15 protein-coding genes and 1 pseudogene are annotated in these 16,854 nt (G+C 59.8%); 9 read left to right on the top strand and 7 right to left on the bottom strand.

Features of this window, described 5'->3' with window-relative positions; translation table 11 throughout:
- Positions 1–76 precede the first annotated feature (76 nt).
- Positions 77–823: a FadR/GntR family transcriptional regulator gene (locus KFS80_RS04525; RefSeq protein ID WP_212544203.1), complete on the top strand. Its 747-nt coding sequence runs from the start codon at positions 77–79 to the stop codon at positions 821–823.
- A gap of 7 nt (positions 824–830) precedes the next feature.
- On the opposite strand, the gene KFS80_RS04520 is transcribed toward KFS80_RS04525, so the two are convergent.
- A complete protein-coding gene (locus tag KFS80_RS04520) occupies positions 831–1,187 on the bottom strand; it encodes a hypothetical protein (RefSeq protein ID WP_212544078.1) in 357 nt (118 codons plus the stop codon).
- 508 nt (positions 1,188–1,695) lie between these two features.
- Here KFS80_RS04520 and kdgD point away from each other — a divergent pair.
- The 5 genes and pseudogenes from kdgD to KFS80_RS04495 all read left to right on the top strand — a co-directional run bounded on the left by kdgD (position 1,696) and on the right by KFS80_RS04495 (position 8,424).
- Positions 1,696–2,607, top strand: a complete 912-nt coding sequence (gene kdgD / locus KFS80_RS04515) for a 5-dehydro-4-deoxyglucarate dehydratase (RefSeq protein WP_093435890.1) — start codon at positions 1,696–1,698, stop codon at positions 2,605–2,607.
- Between the two features lie 62 nt (positions 2,608–2,669).
- Positions 2,670–4,115 (top strand): aldehyde dehydrogenase family protein, encoded by a 1,446-nt coding sequence (locus KFS80_RS04510; RefSeq protein WP_159812144.1) that lies wholly within the window; start codon positions 2,670–2,672, stop codon positions 4,113–4,115.
- Between the two features lie 157 nt (positions 4,116–4,272).
- Positions 4,273–5,664: pseudogene (locus tag KFS80_RS04505) on the top strand (MFS transporter); the annotation flags it as partial.
- Between the two features lie 11 nt (positions 5,665–5,675).
- Positions 5,676–7,229 carry a galactarate dehydratase gene (gene garD / locus KFS80_RS04500; protein WP_053117079.1) on the top strand — a complete coding sequence of 518 codons (1,554 nt, stop codon included), beginning with the start codon at positions 5,676–5,678 and terminating at the stop codon, positions 7,227–7,229.
- A gap of 253 nt (positions 7,230–7,482) precedes the next feature.
- Positions 7,483–8,424, top strand: coding sequence for an AEC family transporter (locus KFS80_RS04495; RefSeq protein WP_159812145.1), 942 nt, complete (start codon positions 7,483–7,485; stop codon positions 8,422–8,424).
- A gap of 83 nt (positions 8,425–8,507) precedes the next feature.
- Here KFS80_RS04495 and KFS80_RS04490 read toward each other — a convergent pair whose 3' ends face one another.
- The 6 genes from KFS80_RS04490 to gatC all read right to left on the bottom strand — a co-directional run bounded on the left by KFS80_RS04490 (position 8,508) and on the right by gatC (position 13,793).
- Positions 8,508–8,885, bottom strand: coding sequence for a carboxymuconolactone decarboxylase family protein (locus KFS80_RS04490; RefSeq protein ID WP_187676762.1), 378 nt, complete (start codon positions 8,883–8,885; stop codon positions 8,508–8,510).
- A complete protein-coding gene (locus KFS80_RS04485; protein ID WP_212544077.1) occupies positions 8,882–9,943 on the bottom strand; it encodes a calcium/sodium antiporter in 1,062 nt (353 codons plus the stop codon). The genes KFS80_RS04490 and KFS80_RS04485 overlap by 4 nt, the downstream gene beginning before the upstream one ends.
- Before the next feature lie 46 nt (positions 9,944–9,989).
- Positions 9,990–10,361, bottom strand: a complete 372-nt coding sequence (locus tag KFS80_RS04480; RefSeq protein WP_212544076.1) for a septal ring lytic transglycosylase RlpA family protein — start codon at positions 10,359–10,361, stop codon at positions 9,990–9,992.
- A 220-nt stretch (positions 10,362–10,581) separates the two neighbouring features.
- The gene (gatB, locus tag KFS80_RS04475) at positions 10,582–12,027 is read right to left on the bottom strand and encodes an Asp-tRNA(Asn)/Glu-tRNA(Gln) amidotransferase subunit GatB (protein WP_008085412.1); all 1,446 of its coding nucleotides are present in this window, start codon (positions 12,025–12,027) and stop codon (positions 10,582–10,584) included.
- Positions 12,028–12,037: 10 nt separating this feature from the next.
- Positions 12,038–13,489: an Asp-tRNA(Asn)/Glu-tRNA(Gln) amidotransferase subunit GatA gene (gene gatA, locus KFS80_RS04470; protein ID WP_025109475.1), complete on the bottom strand. Its 1,452-nt coding sequence runs from the start codon at positions 13,487–13,489 to the stop codon at positions 12,038–12,040.
- Positions 13,490–13,505: 16 nt separating this feature from the next.
- The gene (gene gatC, locus KFS80_RS04465) at positions 13,506–13,793 is read right to left on the bottom strand and encodes an Asp-tRNA(Asn)/Glu-tRNA(Gln) amidotransferase subunit GatC (RefSeq protein ID WP_007915356.1); all 288 of its coding nucleotides are present in this window, start codon (positions 13,791–13,793) and stop codon (positions 13,506–13,508) included.
- A gap of 212 nt (positions 13,794–14,005) precedes the next feature.
- On the opposite strand from gatC, the gene mreB reads away from it, so the two are divergent.
- The 3 genes from mreB to mreD all read left to right on the top strand — a co-directional run bounded on the left by mreB (position 14,006) and on the right by mreD (position 16,808).
- Complete coding sequence (mreB, locus tag KFS80_RS04460) at positions 14,006–15,043, top strand: rod shape-determining protein MreB (RefSeq protein ID WP_002555108.1); 1,038 nt, start codon at positions 14,006–14,008, stop codon at positions 15,041–15,043.
- A gap of 143 nt (positions 15,044–15,186) precedes the next feature.
- The gene (mreC, locus tag KFS80_RS04455; protein ID WP_212544202.1) at positions 15,187–16,317 is read left to right on the top strand and encodes a rod shape-determining protein MreC; all 1,131 of its coding nucleotides are present in this window, start codon (positions 15,187–15,189) and stop codon (positions 16,315–16,317) included.
- Positions 16,317–16,808, top strand: a complete 492-nt coding sequence (gene mreD / locus KFS80_RS04450) for a rod shape-determining protein MreD (protein WP_212544075.1) — start codon at positions 16,317–16,319, stop codon at positions 16,806–16,808. Before mreC ends, mreD begins: the two co-directional genes overlap by 1 nt.
- Positions 16,809–16,854 lie beyond the last annotated feature (46 nt).

Genomic DNA, 16,854 nt, shown 5'->3' with positions numbered 1-16,854 from the left:
TCGCGTTGACAGTGATCGTACAACCCGCTTGAGCTATGATGGCCTCAAGCCGAATTTTCGAGACAAAATGCAGACCATGGAAAACCTGATCGACACCCCACGCTTCCCGCGCAAGCGCCGCAGCCTGGCACAGGAACTGGTGACGGTGCTGACCGAGCAGATCCGTGACGGCCTGCTCAAACGGGGCGATAAGCTCCCCACTGAATCGGCGATCATGCAGGAGCACGGCGTCAGCCGCACCGTGGTGCGCGAGGCGATCTCCCGTCTGCAAGCCGCCGGGCAAGTGGAAACCCGCCACGGCATCGGCACGTTTGTCCTCGACACACCGAGCCCGAGCGGCTTTCGCATCGATCCGGCCACCGTCGTCACCTTGCGTGACGTATTGGCGATTCTCGAATTGCGCATCAGCCTCGAAGTCGAGTCCGCCGGCCTCGCCGCGCAACGCCGCAGCCCCGAGCAACTGGTAACCATGCGCGCCGCCCTCGATGCACTGAACGACAGCGTCGCCCACGCCAGCGATGCCGTCGCGTCCGATTTCGCCTTCCACTTGGAAATCGCGCTGTCGACCGGCAACCGCTACTTCACCGACATCATGACCCACCTCGGCACCAGCATCATTCCGCGCACGCGGCTGAATTCAGCGCGTCTGGCCCATGACGATCAGCAGCACTACATGAATCGCGTCAGCCGCGAGCATGAAGAGATTTATCAGGCGATTGCGCGGCAGGATTCCGATGCGGCGCGGGCGGCGATGCGACTGCATCTGACGAATAGTCGCGAGAGGCTGCGCCAGGCGCATGAAGAGGCGCAGGCGCAGGGGTGACGGTTGCTTAGTATTTGACGTAAACACTAAGTACAGCGGATTTGTAGACAATTTTTTCGCGCGTCACCGTATAAACGAGATCGGCAGTGGCGCCGGGATCAGGTTTTTCTCCAAACACTGATTTAGGGATCTGGAATACGAAAGGGTCGAGAGAGGGCGTTACTACAAGTATGTCTCGCCATAGCCGGCCTGCCGAAGTGGTGACCGTAAATTCGATCACATCTCCCGCCGCAGCATTTACATAAGGCTCGACGTCGCCGTGGGCCGGGTCGTTCAGATTGTGGACATAAAGAACGGTGTCACTGCCCACAATCAGCGCCTCCCGGAGCACGGGGGCAGCGAGTGCGTTGTCTTGAAAATTCATGATTCAAAATCCTTTTGTTTAGCCAATCAAACCATTGAAGCAGCCATGAGTCTGCGTTTCGGAGTCGGTTTGTTCTCTCCTGACGGCATTAGGGCAGGAGTGGCAGAAGCCGGGCACCTGTAAGAATTACCAGTTTCGACGAACGGTTATCCATTTCCGGTGCTTTCCATCGTCCTGAAATCGCCATCGCGAGCAGGCTCACTCCTACCTTGAAATGCGTTCCACTGTGGGAGTGAGCCTGCTCGCGATGGGGTCAATCCGGGCTGCTTGATTTTCAGTCCTAGGACAACATCCCTCAAAACGCCCACTGAACAAGCCTTCCACTCAGGTCGGGCGAAGGCTCTACAGCGCCATCGAATAGCTGAAGAAACAATTTTGTCGGACAAAAACCACCCGCAACGATGAAATGCAGTTGACGGTTATCTTTTAAGTTGTACGATGACCTACAACTTCGGCGAAGGCTGAACGTGACAATCACAACAATATTGCTACCCAGGGTGTTCGAATAATGAATCCACAAGAACTGAAGTCCATCCTCTCTGCCGGCCTGCTGTCCTTCCCGGTTACCGATTTCAACGCGCAGGGTGATTTCAACCGTGCGGGCTATATCAAGCGTCTGGAATGGCTGGCCCCGTACGGCGCTTCGGCTCTGTTCGCAGCGGGCGGCACCGGTGAATTCTTCTCCCTGGCCGCCAGCGAATATTCGGAAATCATCAAGACTGCCGTCGACACTTGCGAAACCAGCGTGCCGATTCTCGCCGGTGTCGGCGGTTCGACCCGTCAGGCCATCGAATACGCACAGGAAGCCGAGCGTCTGGGCGCCAAAGGCTTGCTGTTGCTGCCGCACTACCTGACCGAAGCCAGTCAGGACGGCGTTGCCGCTCACGTTGAAGCCGTGTGCAAATCGGTCAACATCGGCGTGGTCGTCTACAACCGCAACGTTTGCCGCCTCAACGCGCCGCTGCTGGAACGTCTGGCCGAGCGCTGCCCGAACCTGATCGGTTACAAGGACGGTCTGGGCGATATCGAGTTGATGGTGTCGATCCGTCGCCGCCTCGGTGATCGCTTCAGCTACCTCGGTGGCTTGCCGACCGCCGAAGTCTACGCCGCTGCCTACAAGGCGCTGGGCGTGCCGGTTTACTCCTCGGCGGTGTTCAACTTCATTCCGAAAACCGCGATGGATTTCTACCACGCGATCGCTCGCGAAGATCACGCCACCGTCGGCAAGATCATCGACGACTTCTTCCTGCCGTACCTCGACATCCGCAACCGCAAAGCCGGTTACGCCGTGAGCATCGTCAAGGCCGGCGCCAAAATCGCTGGCTATGACGCCGGCCCGGTGCGCGCACCGCTGACCGACCTGACCGGCGAAGAGTACGAAATGCTCGCCGCGCTGATCGACAAGCAAGGTGCGCAATAACCCCCGAACAAACCGAGGCCGCTGAGCAATCAGCGGCTTTTGCGTCGAGAGGAGAAAAGGCTGTGACTGATTCCAAGCGTTACGACAATTACATCAACGGTGAATGGGTTGCCGGTGCCGATTACTCGGCCAACATCAACCCGTCCGAGTTGAGCGACACCATCGGCGACTACGCCAAGGCTGATCTGACTCAGGTTCATGCCGCCATCGACGCGGCGCGCGCTGCGTTCCCGAACTGGTCGACATCGGGCATTCAGGCCCGTCACGATTCGCTGGATAAAGTCGGCACGGAAATCCTCGCTCGTCGCGAAGAACTCGGCACCTTGCTGGCGCGGGAAGAGGGCAAGACCCTGCCCGAAGCCATCGGCGAAGTAACGCGCGCCGGCAACATTTTCAAATTTTTCGCCGGTGAATGCCTGCGTCTGTCTGGCGACTACGTGCCGTCGGTGCGCCCGGGCGTCAACGTCGAAGTCACCCGCGAAGCGCTGGGTGTGGTCGGTCTGATCACCCCGTGGAACTTCCCGATCGCGATTCCGGCGTGGAAGATTGCTCCGGCGCTGGCCTACGGCAACTGCGTGGTGCTGAAACCGGCCGATCTGGTGCCGGGTTGCGCTTGGGCACTGGCCGAAATCATCTCCCGCGCGGGCTTCCCGGCCGGCGTGTTCAACCTGGTGATGGGCAGCGGTCGAGTGGTTGGCGACGCGCTGGTGCAGAGCCCGAAAGTCGACGGCATCAGCTTTACCGGTTCGGTGGGCGTGGGTCGTCAGATCGCTGTTAACTGCGTGTCGCGCCAGGCGAAAGTGCAGCTGGAAATGGGCGGCAAAAACCCGCAGATCATTCTCGACGACGCCGACCTTAAGCAAGCGGTCGAGCTGTCGGTACAAAGCGCGTTTTACTCCACCGGTCAGCGTTGCACCGCGTCGAGCCGCTTGATCGTCACCGCCGGGATTCACGACAAATTTGTCGAAGCGATGGCCGAGCGCATGAAGTCGATCAAAGTCGGTCACGCGCTGAAATCCGGCACCGACATCGGTCCAGTGGTTTCGCAAGCACAGCTTGAACAGGACATGAAGTACATCGACATCGGTCAGTCCGAAGGTGCGCGTCTGGTCAGCGGCGGTGGTCTGGTGACGTGTGACACCGAAGGCTACTTTCTTGCGCCAACGCTGTTTGCCGACAGCGAAGCGTCGATGCGCATCAGCCGTGAAGAAATCTTCGGCCCGGTGGCCAACATTGTTCGCGTGGCGGATTACGACGCGGCGCTGGCGATGGCCAACGACACCGAGTTCGGTCTGTCGGCGGGTATCGCGACGACGTCGCTGAAGTACGCCAACCACTTCAAACGTCACTCGCAGGCCGGGATGGTGATGGTCAACTTGCCGACCGCCGGCGTCGATTACCACGTTCCGTTCGGTGGCCGTAAAGGTTCATCCTATGGCTCACGTGAGCAAGGCCGCTATGCCCAGGAGTTCTACACCGTGGTGAAAACCAGCTACATCGGCTCCTGAATGCAGCACGCGGTGTCGACCCTGACACCGCAATCCCTGTAGGAGCTGCCGCAGGCTGCGATCTTTTGATCCTGATCTTAAAAACAAGATCAAAAGATCGCAGCCTTCGGCAGCTCCTACAGGGAATAAAAGCAACGCCAAAGAAGATTCACCCGCGCATAAAAATAATCAGTGGGAGTACATCTACATGCAATCGTCCAAGCCGACTCACGTCCGCTATTTGATCTTGCTCATGCTGTTCCTCGTGACCACGATCAACTACGCCGACCGTGCCACGATCGCAATTGCCGGCTCCAGCCTGCAAAAAGATCTGGGCATCGACGCAGTCACCCTCGGCTACATCTTCTCTGCATTCGGTTGGGCCTACGTGGCCGGGCAAATTCCCGGTGGCTGGCTGCTCGATCGTTTCGGCTCGAAAAAAGTTTACGCCCTGAGCATTTTCACCTGGTCGCTGTTCACCGTGCTGCAAGGCTTTGTCGGTGAATTCGGCATGTCCACGGCGATCGTTGCGTTGTTTATGCTGCGCTTCCTCGTTGGTCTGGCTGAAGCGCCATCTTTCCCGGGCAACGCACGCATCGTAGCGGCGTGGTTCCCGACCGCTGAGCGCGGTACCGCGTCGGCGATCTTCAACTCGGCACAATATTTTGCCACCGTGTTGTTCGCGCCGCTGATGGGCTGGATCGTGTACTCCTTCGGTTGGGAACACGTGTTTATCGTCATGGGTATTCTCGGGATTGTGTTCTCGCTGGTCTGGCTGAAAGTGATCTACAGCCCGCGTGAGCACCCGCGCATCAACGAAGCCGAGTTCAAGCACATCGCTGAAAACGGCGGCATGGTCGACATGGATCAGACGGGCAAAAAGTCCGACGGCCCGAAATGGGATTACATCCGTCAGTTGCTGACCAATCGCATGATGCTCGGCGTGTATCTGGGTCAATACTGCATCAACGGCATCACCTATTTCTTCCTGACCTGGTTCCCGGTGTACCTGGTGCAAGAGCGTGGCATGACCATTCTCAAGGCCGGTTTCATCGCTTCGTTGCCGGCGATCTGCGGCTTCATTGGCGGCGTGCTTGGCGGGGTGATTTCTGATTACCTGCTGCGCAAGGGCCACTCGCTGACCTTCGCCCGTAAAGCACCGATCATCGCTGGTTTGCTGGTGTCCAGCAGCATCGTCGCCTGCAACTATGTTGATGTGGAATGGATGGTCGTCGGCTTCATGGCCCTGGCCTTCTTCGGCAAAGGCGTTGGCGCACTGGGTTGGGCGGTGGTCTCCGACACCTCACCAAAACAGATTGCCGGTCTGAGCGGCGGCCTGTTCAACACCTTCGGCAACATTGCTTCGATTACCACACCGATCGTGATTGGCTACATCATCAGCTCCACCGGTTCGTTCAAATGGGCGCTGGTGTTCGTCGGTGCCAACGCACTGGTGGCGGTGTTCAGCTATCTGGTCATCGTTGGCCCGATCAAACGTGTGGTACTCAAAGAGCCGCCAACCAACGGCGGTGTTGAAGCCAGCGGTAAATTGTCTCAAGCGCATTCCTGAGGAGCGGCGTCATGCAGTTGATTGAACATTCCGACTCGCCGCGCCACATCCGCCTGCACGAGCGGGACAATGTGGTGGTCGTGGTCAATGACCAGGGCGCACCGGCCGGCACTGAATTTGCCGATGGTCTGGTGACCGTGGAATTCGTGCCGCAGAGCCACAAGATCACTCTGGAAGACATTGCCGAGGGCGGTCAGGTGATTCGCTACGGTCAGGTCATTGGCTACGCGTTGCAGCCGATCCGCCGGGGCAGTTGGGTCAAGGAAGATCAACTGCGTATGCCGACCGCGCCGCCACTGGACAGCTTGCCGCTGTCCACCGACGTGCCGGACGCGCAGGCACCGCTGGAAGGCTTCACCTTCGAAGGTTATCGCAATGCTGACGGCACCGTCGGCACGCGCAATATTCTCGGCATTACTACGACCGTGCAGTGCGTCACCGGCGTGCTCGATCACGCGGTGAAACGCATCAAGGATGAGCTGCTGCCGAAGTATCCGCACGTCGATGACGTGGTGGCGCTGACCCACAGTTACGGCTGCGGCGTGGCGATCACCGCCACCGACGCCTACATCCCGATTCGCACCGTGCGCAATCTGGCGCGCAACCCGAACCTCGGCGGCGAGGCGTTGGTGATCAGTCTGGGCTGCGAGAAATTGCAGGCCGGGCAGGTGATGCACGAGGACGATGCGTCGGTCGATCTCAGCGATCCGTGGCTGTATCGCTTGCAGGATTCCAGTCACGGTTTCACCGAGATGATCGAGCAGATCATGCAACTGGCTGAAGTCCGTTTGAAGAAACTCGACCAGCGCCGCCGCGAAACCGTGCCGGCGTCCGAGCTGATCCTCGGCATGCAGTGCGGCGGCAGCGATGCGTTCTCCGGGATCACCGCCAACCCGGCGCTGGGCTATGCCTCGGACTTGCTGTTGCGCGCGGGAGCCACGGTGATGTTTTCCGAAGTCACCGAAGTGCGCGATGCGATTTACCTGCTGACTTCGCGTGCCGAGACCAAGACCGTCGCCGAGGAACTGGTGCGCGAGATGGACTGGTACGACCGTTACCTGGCCAAGGGCGAGGCGGATCGCAGCGCCAACACCACGCCGGGCAACAAGAAGGGCGGGTTGTCGAACATCGTCGAGAAGTCGCTGGGTTCGATCGTCAAATCCGGCAGCAGCGCGATCAATGGCGTGCTTGGCCCGGGCGAGCGTTTCAAGCAGAAGGGGCTGATTTTCTGCGCGACGCCGGCGAGTGATTTTGTCTGCGGGACGCTGCAGTTGGCGGCCGGGATGAATTTGCATGTGTTCACCACCGGGCGGGGTACGCCGTACGGTTTGGCGATGGCGCCGGTGGTGAAAGTGTCGACGCGCACCGAGCTGGCGCAGCGTTGGCCGGATCTGATTGATATCGACGCCGGGCGGATTGCCACCGGGCGGGCGACGATTGAGGAATTGGGTTGGGAGTTGTTTCACTACTATCTGGATGTTGCGAGCGGCAAGCAGCAGACGTGGGCGGAGAAGCACAAGCTGCATAACGACATTACGTTGTTTAACCCGGCGCCGATTACCTGATGGTTTTGGGGTAGGGCAAAAGCTACCCTCACCCCAGCCCTCTCCCGGAGGGAGAGGGGGCCGACCGAGTTGTCTTGCGCAATACATCGACCTGAAATACCGAGTTGATTATGGATTCAACGAAGTCATTTCAGGTCGGCGGATTTTTTGAATATCCCCCGGTCAGTCCCCTCTCCCTCCGGGAGAGGGCTAGGGTGAGGGGCTTTTGCTTTATCATTGCCACCTAACGACGCTCACCCAAGGCTCCCTCGGCATGCTGGCAATTTTCCTCGAAACCCTGAACATCACCGCGCCGGTGTTTGCCATGCTGTTTCTTGGTGTGTTGCTCAAGCGCATCGACTGGATCAACGACAACTTCATCCACACCGCCTCCGCGCTGGTGTTCAACGTGACCATGCCGGCGCTGTTGTTCCTCGGCATTCTGCACGCCGACCTGCACGCCGCGTTGCAACCAGCGCTGCTGATCTACTTCTCCGTCGCCACGCTCGTCTGTTTTGCCATCGCCTGGGGCTGGGCGATTTTCAAGTGCCCGCGTGAAGATCGCGGCATCTACACCCAGGGTGCGTTTCGCGGTAATAACGGCGTGATCGGTCTGGCGCTGGCGGCGAGCATGTACGGCGATTACGGCATCTCCCTCGGGGCGATTCTCGCGGCGTTGGTGATCCTGTTTTACAACACGCTATCGACGATTGTGCTGGCGGTGTACAGCCCGGTGATCAAGTCCGATCCGTGGAGCATCTGCAAAAGCGTGTTCAGCAATCCGCTGATCATCAGCGTGATAGCGGCGGCGCCGTTTGCTTATTTCAAGATCGGTTTGCCGGGGTGGCTGGAGACTTCCGGTCAGTATCTGGCGCAGACCACGTTGCCGCTGGCGCTGATCTGCATCGGCGGCACGCTATCGCTGGCGGCGTTGCGCAAGAGCGGCAACATGGCGCTCAGTTCGAGTCTGGTGAAGATGATCGGTTTGCCGGTGCTGGCGACGCTCGGGGCGTGGTTGTGCGGCTTTCGTGGGGCGGAGTTGGGGATTCTGTTTCTGTACTTTGGCAGCCCGACGGCGGCAGCGAGTTTTGTCATGGCGCGGGCGGCGCAAGGCAATCATGAGTTGGCGGCGGCGATTATTGTGCTGACCACGTTGATGGCGGCGATTACCACCAATGTCGGGATCTTCGTTTTGCAGTGGGGTGGGTGGATCTAAAGGGCAACATCAAAAGATCGCAGCCTGCGGCAGCTCCTACATGGGCATGCGTTCCTGTAGGAGCTGCCGAAGGCTGCGATCTTTTAGCTTTTCTGGTAGGTATCGATCACTTCCTGCGCCGCGCGAAACGCATCTATCGCCGCCGGCACGCCGGCATACACCGCGCAATGCAGCAGCGCCTCACGAATCTCGTCCACCGTGCAGCCGTTGTTCAGCGCCCCACGCACATGCCCCTTCAACTCTTGCGGACACTTCAGCGCCGTCAGCGCGGCCAGGGTAATCAAGCTGCGCGTCTTCAGCGGCAAACCTTCGCGATTCCACACGCCGCCCCAGGCATGTTCATTAACGAAATCCTGCAGCGGCTGGGTGAACTCGGTGGCGTTGCCCAACGCGCGATCGACAAACGCATCGCCCATTACCTGGCGGCGAACTTCTACCCCGGACTTCTTCGATTCGGTCATGGCATATCACTCTTGTGGTGTTGGCGGCGCCAGGCGCGGATGGACGTAAACAACAAATACCCCAGCAGCGGCGGCAGAACGTAAAACAGCATCAGCCGCTCCAGTTTGCCGGCCAGCGGCATGCCGGTGGTGAACGACACCACGTGCAGCCCGTAGACCAGATACAAACCGAGCAGCAACAAACCTTCGGCGCGGGTCACGCGGTAGCCGGAATAGAACACCGGCAGGCACAGCGCGGCGACGCCGAGCATCACCGGCAGATCGAAATCCAGTGCGTTCGGCGATACCGACAATGGTGTCGGCGCGATCAAAGCGGTGAGGCCGAGCACGCCGAGCAGGTTGAACAGATTGGCGCCGATCACGTTGCCCACAGCGATGTCGCGTTGCCCGCGCAGGGCGGCGATCAGCGAGGTCGCCAGTTCCGGCAGCGACGTGCCGACAGCGACCACGGTCAAACCGATCACCCGTTCCGAGAAGCCCAGATCCGTCGCCACCACCACAGCGGCGCCGAGCAGCAGATGCCCGGCGAATACCAGCATCGCCAGCCCGACGATGATCATCAAAACGCTGGCAAGCCATGAGGTTTTTACCGCGTCGGGTTGCGCGGAATGCGGTCGCGCCGAGTGTCGTGACTGACGCAACAGCAAGCCGAGATACAACGCCAAAGCGCCGAGCAAGAGAATGCCGTCGAAGCGGCTGATTTCCTCGTTCCACGCCAACACGAACACCAGCAGACTGGCGCCGATCATCAGCGGAATGTCGAGACGCACCAGTTGCCGCGACACGCGCAGCGGAATGATCAGCGCCGACAGGCCAAGAGTTACAAGGATGTTGAAGATGCTGCTGCCGACCACACTGCTGACGGCGATGTCGGGGTTGTGCCCCAGCGCGGCTTGCACGCTGACGGCCATCTGCGGCGCACTGCTGCCGAGCGCAACAATGGTCAGGCCGATGATCAGTGGACGCACATGCAGACGCTCGGCCAGACGCACCGCCGCGCGCACCATCAGTTCGGCGCCAAAGATCAGCAGGCACAGGCCGGCGAGCAATTCGATCACGCTGATCAGCGGTAAATCGGTCAGTCCGAAAATGGTCAGCGCTCCATCAGTCGAGGGCCTGCACGCGAACCCGCGCGGTACCGCTGCTGAGCATACCGAGTTGTTTGGCGGCTTCGCGTGAAACATCAATCAGGCGTCCACGCGTATGCGGGCCACGATCGTTAATGCGCACCACAACGGACTCATCGTTTTTCAGGTTGGTGACCTTCACCCGCGTGCCAAAGGGTAGCTGGCGGTGGGCGGCGGTCAGGGAATTCTGGTTGAACGCTTCGCCACTGGCGGTGCGTTTACCGTGGTGCTTGGCACCGTAATAAGAAGCGACGCCGGTCTGGTCGTAACCGTGCGGGTCGATGGTGTCGGTACTGGCACAACCGGCCAGCAAAGAGAGCAGGGCGCAGCTGATGAACAAACGCTTCATTCAAAGGTTTCCCGAAACTAGTGCAGGGTGAGCTTTTGTGGCGAGGGGATTTATCCCCGTTGGACTGCGCAGCAGTCCCAAAATCTGAGAGCTCGGTTTATCTGGTGTAAATCAAGCTCGGCATTTGGGGCCGCTTCGCAGCCCAACGGGGATAAATCCCCTCGCCACAGATCACTCCCACAGGAGATGGAGCCAGGCTTTGAGTCTGGCTCCATTTGCATCAGCCTTCGAGCTTGCTTTTCAGCAGTTCGTTCACTTGCTGCGGGTTGGCTTTGCCTTTCGACGCTTTCATCGCCTGGCCGACAAAGAAGCCGAACATCTTGCCGCGTTTGGCTTCATCCGCCGCACGATACTGTTCAACTTGCTCGGCGTTGGCCGCAAGCATTTCGTCGAGCACCGCCGAGATCGCGCCGCTGTCGGTCACTTGTTTCAGGCCGCGTTTTTCGATGATCTCGTCTGCGCTGCCTTCACCGTTGGCCATCGCTTCAAACACCACCTTGGCGATCTTGCCGGAGATGGTGTTGTCCTTGATGCGCAGCAGCATGCCGCCCAACAGTTCCGCCGACACCGGCGACTCGTCGATGTCCAGGCCTTGCTTGTTGAGCAGGCTGCCCAACTCGACCATCACCCAGTTCGCCGCCAGTTTGGCGTCGCCGCCGATGCTCGCGACTTTCTCGAAGTAATCGGCTTGCTCGCGGCTGGTGGCCAGCACGCTGGCGTCGTAGACCGACAGACCGAATTGCTCTTGGAAGCGCTCGCGTTTCTGCGGAGGCAGTTCCGGCAGGGTGGCGCGCACCTCGCCGAGGAACGACTCTTCGATGACCACCGGCAGCAGATCCGGATCGGGGAAGTAACGGTAGTCGTTGGCTTCCTCTTTCGAACGCATCGGACGGGTCTCGTCCTTGTTCGGATCGTACAGACGGGTCTGCTGGATCACTTTGCCGCCGTCTTCGATCAGCTCGATCTGACGCTGGATCTCGGAGTTGATCGCCTTCTCGATGAAACGGAACGAGTTGACGTTCTTGATCTCGCAACGCGTGCCGAACTCAACCTGACCTTTCGGACGGATCGACACGTTGCAGTCGCAACGCAGCGAGCCTTCGGCCATGTTGCCGTCGCAGATGCCCAGATAACGCACCAGCGCGTGGATCGCCTTGACGTAAGCCACGGCTTCCTTGGCGCTGCGCATGTCCGGCTCGGAAACGATTTCCAGCAGCGGCGTGCCGGCGCGGTTCAGGTCGATGCCGGTGGCACCGTTGAACTCTTCGTGCAGGCTCTTGCCGGCGTCTTCTTCCAGGTGCGCGCGGGTGATGCCGACACGTTTGACGGTGCCGTCTTCCAGCGCGATGTCCAGGTGGCCCTTGCCAACGATCGGCAATTCCATCTGGCTGATCTGGTAGCCCTTCGGCAGATCCGGGTAGAAGTAGTTTTTACGGGCGAACACGTTGTGCTGACCGATCTCGGCGTCAATCGCCAGACCGAACATCACCGCCATGCGCACCGCTTCCTGGTTCAGCACCGGAAGAACGCCGGGCATGCCCAGGTCGATCAGGCTGGCCTGGGTGTTCGGCTCGGAACCGAATGTGGTGGAACTACCGGAAAAGATTTTCGACCGGGTGGTGAGCTGAGTGTGAATCTCCAGCCCGATCACGACTTCCCATTGCATGTGTGTCTCCTCAGAAGCCGGTTGGGGTGCGGGTGTGCCAGTCAGTGTTGAGCTGATACTGGTGCGCAACATTGAGCAAACGGCCTTCCTGGAAATACGGCGCAAGCAACTGCACGCCCACCGGCAGACCGTCGACAAAACCGGCCGGCATCGACAGGCCCGGCAGGCCCGCGAGGTTGGCGGTGATTGTGTAGACGTCTTCCAGATAAGCAGCGACCGGGTCGCTGTTCTTCGCGCCAAGCTTCCAGGCCGGGTTCGGCGTGGTTGGGCCGAGGATGATGTCGACTTCATTAAAGGCAGCCATGAAGTCGTTCTTCACCAGACGACGGATCTTCTGCGCTTTCAGGTAGTAGGCGTCGTAGTAACCGGCGGACAGCGCATAGGCACCGACCATGATCCGGCGCTGGACTTCCGGGCCGAAGCCTTCGCCACGCGAGCGCTTGTAAAGGTCGATCAGGTCTTTCGGTTGTTCGCAGCGATGACCGAAACGCACGCCGTCGAAACGCGACAGGTTCGAGGAGGCCTCTGCCGGCGCGATCACGTAGTACGCCGGAATCGCGTGCTGCATGTTCGGCAGGCTGATTTCCTTGATCACGGCACCGAGCTTCTGCAGCTCTTTAATGCTGTTCTGGATCAGCTCAGCGATGCGCGGGTCGAGACCGGCGCTGAAGTATTCCTTCGGCACGCCGATGCGCAGGCCTTGCAGCGAATCGCCCAGGCTTGCGGAGTAATCCGGAACCGGCTCGTCGATGCTGGTGGAGTCGTTCTGATCGAAGCCAGCCATACCTTGCAACAAAATTGCGCAGTCTTCGGCCGTGCGCGCCAACGGGCCGCCCTGATCGAGACTGGAGGCGTAAGCGATCATGCCCCAGCGCGAAACGCGACCGTACGTCGGTTTCAGGCCGGTGAGATTGGTGAACGCTGCTGGCTGACGAATCGAACCGCCGGTATCGGTGGCCGTCGCCGCTGGCAACAGACGAGCGGCAACTGCGGCCGCCGAACCGCCGGACGAACCGCCCGGTACGTGTTCCAGGTTCCACGGGTTTTTCACCGCGCCGTACCAGCTCGACTCGTTGGCCGAACCCATGGCGAATTCGTCCATGTTGGTCTTGCCCAGGGTCACGGCGCCGGCAGCGGCCAGTTTCGCGACCACGGTGGCGTCGTACGGGGCCTTGAAGTTGTCGAGCATCTTCGAGCCGCAGCTGGTGCGAATGCCCTGAGTGCAGAACAAGTCTTTGTGGGCGATCGGCGCACCGAGCAGGGCGCCGCTCTCACCGTTGGCGCGGCGTGCATCGGCGGCTTTCGCCTGCTCGAGGGCCAGCTCTTCGGTGAGGCTGATGAAACTGTTGAGCTGCGGATCGAGCTGGGTAATACGCGCCAGCAGGACTTTGGTCAGCTCTTCGGAGGAAAACTTTTTATCGGCGAGACCGCGGGCGATCTCGGCCAGAGTCATTTGATGCATTGCAGGCTCTTTCCCTTTAGTCGATGACTTTCGGAACCAGATACAGGCCGTTTTCGACCGCTGGTGCGATGGACTGGTAGGCCTCGCGGTGATTGCTCTCGGTCACGACGTCGGCACGCAGGCGCTGACTGGCTTCCAGCGGGTGGGCCAGAGGCTCGATTCCGTCGGTATTAACAGCCTGCATTTCGTCGACCAGCCCGAGAATGCTGTTGAGGGCGGAAGTAATGTGTGGAAGATCAGCATCATTGAGGCCAAGGCAGGCCAGATGAGCAATCTTTTCCACGTCGGAGCGTTCTAGCGCCATCGGGATTCTCCAGTGGAAAACAGAACACACGGCGTCCGTGTGTTAGATTGTTCGGAACACTACCGCACTTCTACGGTCATAAGGCCGCGATTGTGGGGCTTGGTGCACAGAAAAGCGGCCAATTTAACATATTGGCGCCTTGCCCAAAATCCCTGTCGTTGTTAGAGTTTGCCGCACTTTTTTACCCACGCGTTGCCTAGGGTCCCTTTCCCATGTTCAAGAAACTGCGTGGCATGTTTTCCAGCGATCTTTCCATTGACCTGGGCACTGCCAACACCCTTATTTACGTGCGCGAGCGCGGTATCGTCCTGAATGAGCCATCGGTTGTGGCTATTCGGACACACGGTAATCAGAAAAGTGTCGTCGCTGTCGGCACCGAAGCCAAGCGCATGCTCGGTCGTACGCCGGGCAACATTGCTGCCATTCGTCCGATGAAAGACGGCGTGATCGCCGATTTCAGCGTCTGCGAAAAGATGCTGCAATACTTTATTAACAAAGTTCACGAAAACAGCTTTCTGCAGCCTAGCCCTCGTGTGCTGATCTGCGTTCCATGCAAATCCACCCAGGTTGAGCGTCGCGCCATCCGTGAATCGGCCCTCGGTGCCGGTGCCCGTGAAGTGTTCCTGATCGAAGAGCCAATGGCTGCTGCGATCGGTGCCGGCCTGCCGGTCGAAGAAGCGCGCGGTTCGATGGTCGTGGATATCGGTGGTGGTACCACTGAAATCGCACTGATCTCCCTGAACGGTGTGGTCTATGCCGAATCCGTACGCGTTGGCGGCGACCGCTTCGACGAAGCGATCATCACCTACGTGCGCCGTAACTACGGCAGCCTGATCGGTGAATCCACCGCTGAGCGCATCAAACAGGAAATCGGTACTGCCTACCCGGGCGGCGAAGTTCGCGAAGTCGATGTTCGCGGTCGCAACCTGGCCGAAGGCGTTCCACGCGCATTCACCCTGAACTCCAACGAAGTGCTGGAAGCTCTGCAAGAGTCCCTGGCAACCATCGTTCAGGCCGTGAAAAGCGCGCTAGAGCAATCGCCGCCGGAACTGGCTTCCGATATCGCCGAGCGTGGCCTGGTGCTGACCGGTGGTGGCGCGTTGCTGCGTGACCTCGACAAGTTGCTGGCGCAGGAAACCGGTCTGCCGGTAATCGTTGCCGAAGATCCGCTGACCTGTGTTGCTCGCGGCGGTGGCCGTGCATTGGAAATGATGGATAAGCACACCATGGATCTGCTCTCCAGCGAATAAGTGCTGGGTTGCAATACGTGGGTGAGCGCGCGCAGGCAGCACTTTGCAGTGCTGCCTGTTGGCGTTTATCTTCTGTCAGTCTTCATCCAGGCCGGTTTGATGCCGTATGAATAAACAGAACATTTGCCTGGGAGGAGCGGCTTATTAAACCGCTTTTCGCCAAAGGCCCTTCGTTGGGTGTGCGCCTGTTGGTGCTGGCCGTGCTGTCGGTCGCGCTGATGGTCGTCGATGCCCGCTTCAGTCTGCTCAAGCCTGCACGCAGCCAGATGTCGCTGGTGCTGATGGATGCCTACTGGATCACTGACCTGCCCGGACGTTTATGGGAAGGCGTGGCCAGTCAATTCGGCAGCCGTACCGAGCTTGTCGCCGAAAATGAAAAACTCAAGACCGAAAACCTGCTGCTGCAGGGTCGCATGCAAAAGCTTGCCGCCCTCACCGAGCAGAACGTTCGGCTGCGCGAGTTGCTGAATTCTTCCGCACTGGTCAACGAAAAGGTCGAAGTGGCCGAGTTGATCGGCATGGATCCCAATCCCTTCACCCATCGCATCATCATCAATAAAGGTGAGCGCGACGGCGTGGTGCTCGGTCAACCGGTGCTCGATGCGCGCGGCTTGATGGGCCAGGTGGTCGAGTTGATGCCTTACACCTCACGTGTATTGCTGTTGACCGACACCACTCACAGCATTCCTGTGCAGGTGAACCGTAACGGTCTGCGTGCGATTGCCAGCGGCACCGGTAACCCGGAACGTCTGGAATTGCGCCACGTTGCCGACACCGCCGACATCAAAGAAGGCGATCTGCTGGTCAGTTCGGGTCTCGGCCAGCGTTTCCCGGCCGGTTACCCGGTGGCGACCGTCAAGGAAGTGATCCACGATTCCGGTCAGCCCTTCGCCATCGTCCGCGCCGTGCCGACGGCAGCCCTGAATCGCAGCCGCTATATGCTGCTGGTGTTCAGCGACACCCGCACGCCGGAAGAGCGCGCCAATGACGCCGCGCAAGCCCAGGAAAATCTCGACGCGCAGGGCGGTGGCCCGGTGATCCCGGCCACTGTGCCGAAAACCGTCACGCCACCTGCCGCCGCTGCGGCGACTCCAGCAGCAACGCCCGCCGCACCGGCCGCTGCCGCTGTGACACCGGCCAAGCCGGCTGCGAGCAAACCGCCAGCGGCGTCGAAACCGCCCGCCGCCAGTAAACCTCCGGCCGCTCAGCCGGCTGCACGGCCAGCGGCGAAACCGCCGGTGACTGCGCCCGCCACCACCGGGAGACAAGAATAATGGTCGGAGCGACTGCCTCGCGTAACGGCTGGATCGTCTGGCTGACCTTTGCCATCGGCCTGCTGCTCAGTGTTTCGCCGTTGCCGCAATTCATGGAAATCCTCCGCCCGCTGTGGCTGGCGCTGCTCCTGACATTCTGGGCGCTGTACATGCCGCAAACGGTCGGCATGGTCACCGCGTTTTGTCTGGGTCTGGCTGAAGACGTGCTCTACGGCACGCTGCTGGGGCAGAACGCCTTGATCCTGACGCTGATTACTTTCCTCGTCCTCTCGTTGCAGCAGCGCTTGCGCATGTTCCCGATGTGGCAGCAGTGCCTGGTGATTCTGGTGATCTTCGGCCTCGCCCAGCTCGTGCAGCTGTGGCTCAGCGCGTTGACCGGTAACCGTCAACCGACGCTGGCGCTGGTATTGCCGGCACTGGTCAGTGCTTTGCTCTGGCCGTGGGTCAGTTTCGCTTTGCGTGGATTGCGCCGCCGCTACAAGATCAATTGAGTCGACCAGGCATGTGCCCGCACCGGTGACGCCGCCAACAGGGAAG

Origin of the sequence: Pseudomonas rustica (assembly GCF_018336155.1) — a bacterium.
In the GTDB taxonomy this organism is placed as follows: Bacteria; Pseudomonadota; Gammaproteobacteria; order Pseudomonadales; family Pseudomonadaceae; genus Aquipseudomonas; species Aquipseudomonas rustica.
Note: the sequence above shows the minus strand (reverse complement) of the source record. Positions and strands in the feature narration are given on the sequence as shown.

Coding starts and splice junctions, on each gene's coding strand:
- KFS80_RS04525 (WP_212544203.1), top strand. CDS start 77: ATGGAAAACCTGATCGACACCCCACGCTTCCCGCGCAAGCGCCGCAGC.
- gatB (WP_008085412.1), bottom strand. CDS start 12,027: ATGCAATGGGAAGTCGTGATCGGGCTGGAGATTCACACTCAGCTCACC.
- gatC (WP_007915356.1), bottom strand. CDS start 13,793: ATGGCGCTAGAACGCTCCGACGTGGAAAAGATTGCTCATCTGGCCTGC.
- KFS80_RS04520 (WP_212544078.1), bottom strand. CDS start 1,187: ATGAATTTTCAAGACAACGCACTCGCTGCCCCCGTGCTCCGGGAGGCG.
- KFS80_RS04480 (WP_212544076.1), bottom strand. CDS start 10,361: ATGAAGCGTTTGTTCATCAGCTGCGCCCTGCTCTCTTTGCTGGCCGGT.
- garD (WP_053117079.1), top strand. CDS start 5,676: ATGCAGTTGATTGAACATTCCGACTCGCCGCGCCACATCCGCCTGCAC.
- KFS80_RS04490 (WP_187676762.1), bottom strand. CDS start 8,885: ATGACCGAATCGAAGAAGTCCGGGGTAGAAGTTCGCCGCCAGGTAATG.
- mreB (WP_002555108.1), top strand. CDS start 14,006: ATGTTCAAGAAACTGCGTGGCATGTTTTCCAGCGATCTTTCCATTGAC.
- kdgD (WP_093435890.1), top strand. CDS start 1,696: ATGAATCCACAAGAACTGAAGTCCATCCTCTCTGCCGGCCTGCTGTCC.
- KFS80_RS04495 (WP_159812145.1), top strand. CDS start 7,483: ATGCTGGCAATTTTCCTCGAAACCCTGAACATCACCGCGCCGGTGTTT.
- mreD (WP_212544075.1), top strand. CDS start 16,317: ATGGTCGGAGCGACTGCCTCGCGTAACGGCTGGATCGTCTGGCTGACC.
- gatA (WP_025109475.1), bottom strand. CDS start 13,489: ATGCATCAAATGACTCTGGCCGAGATCGCCCGCGGTCTCGCCGATAAA.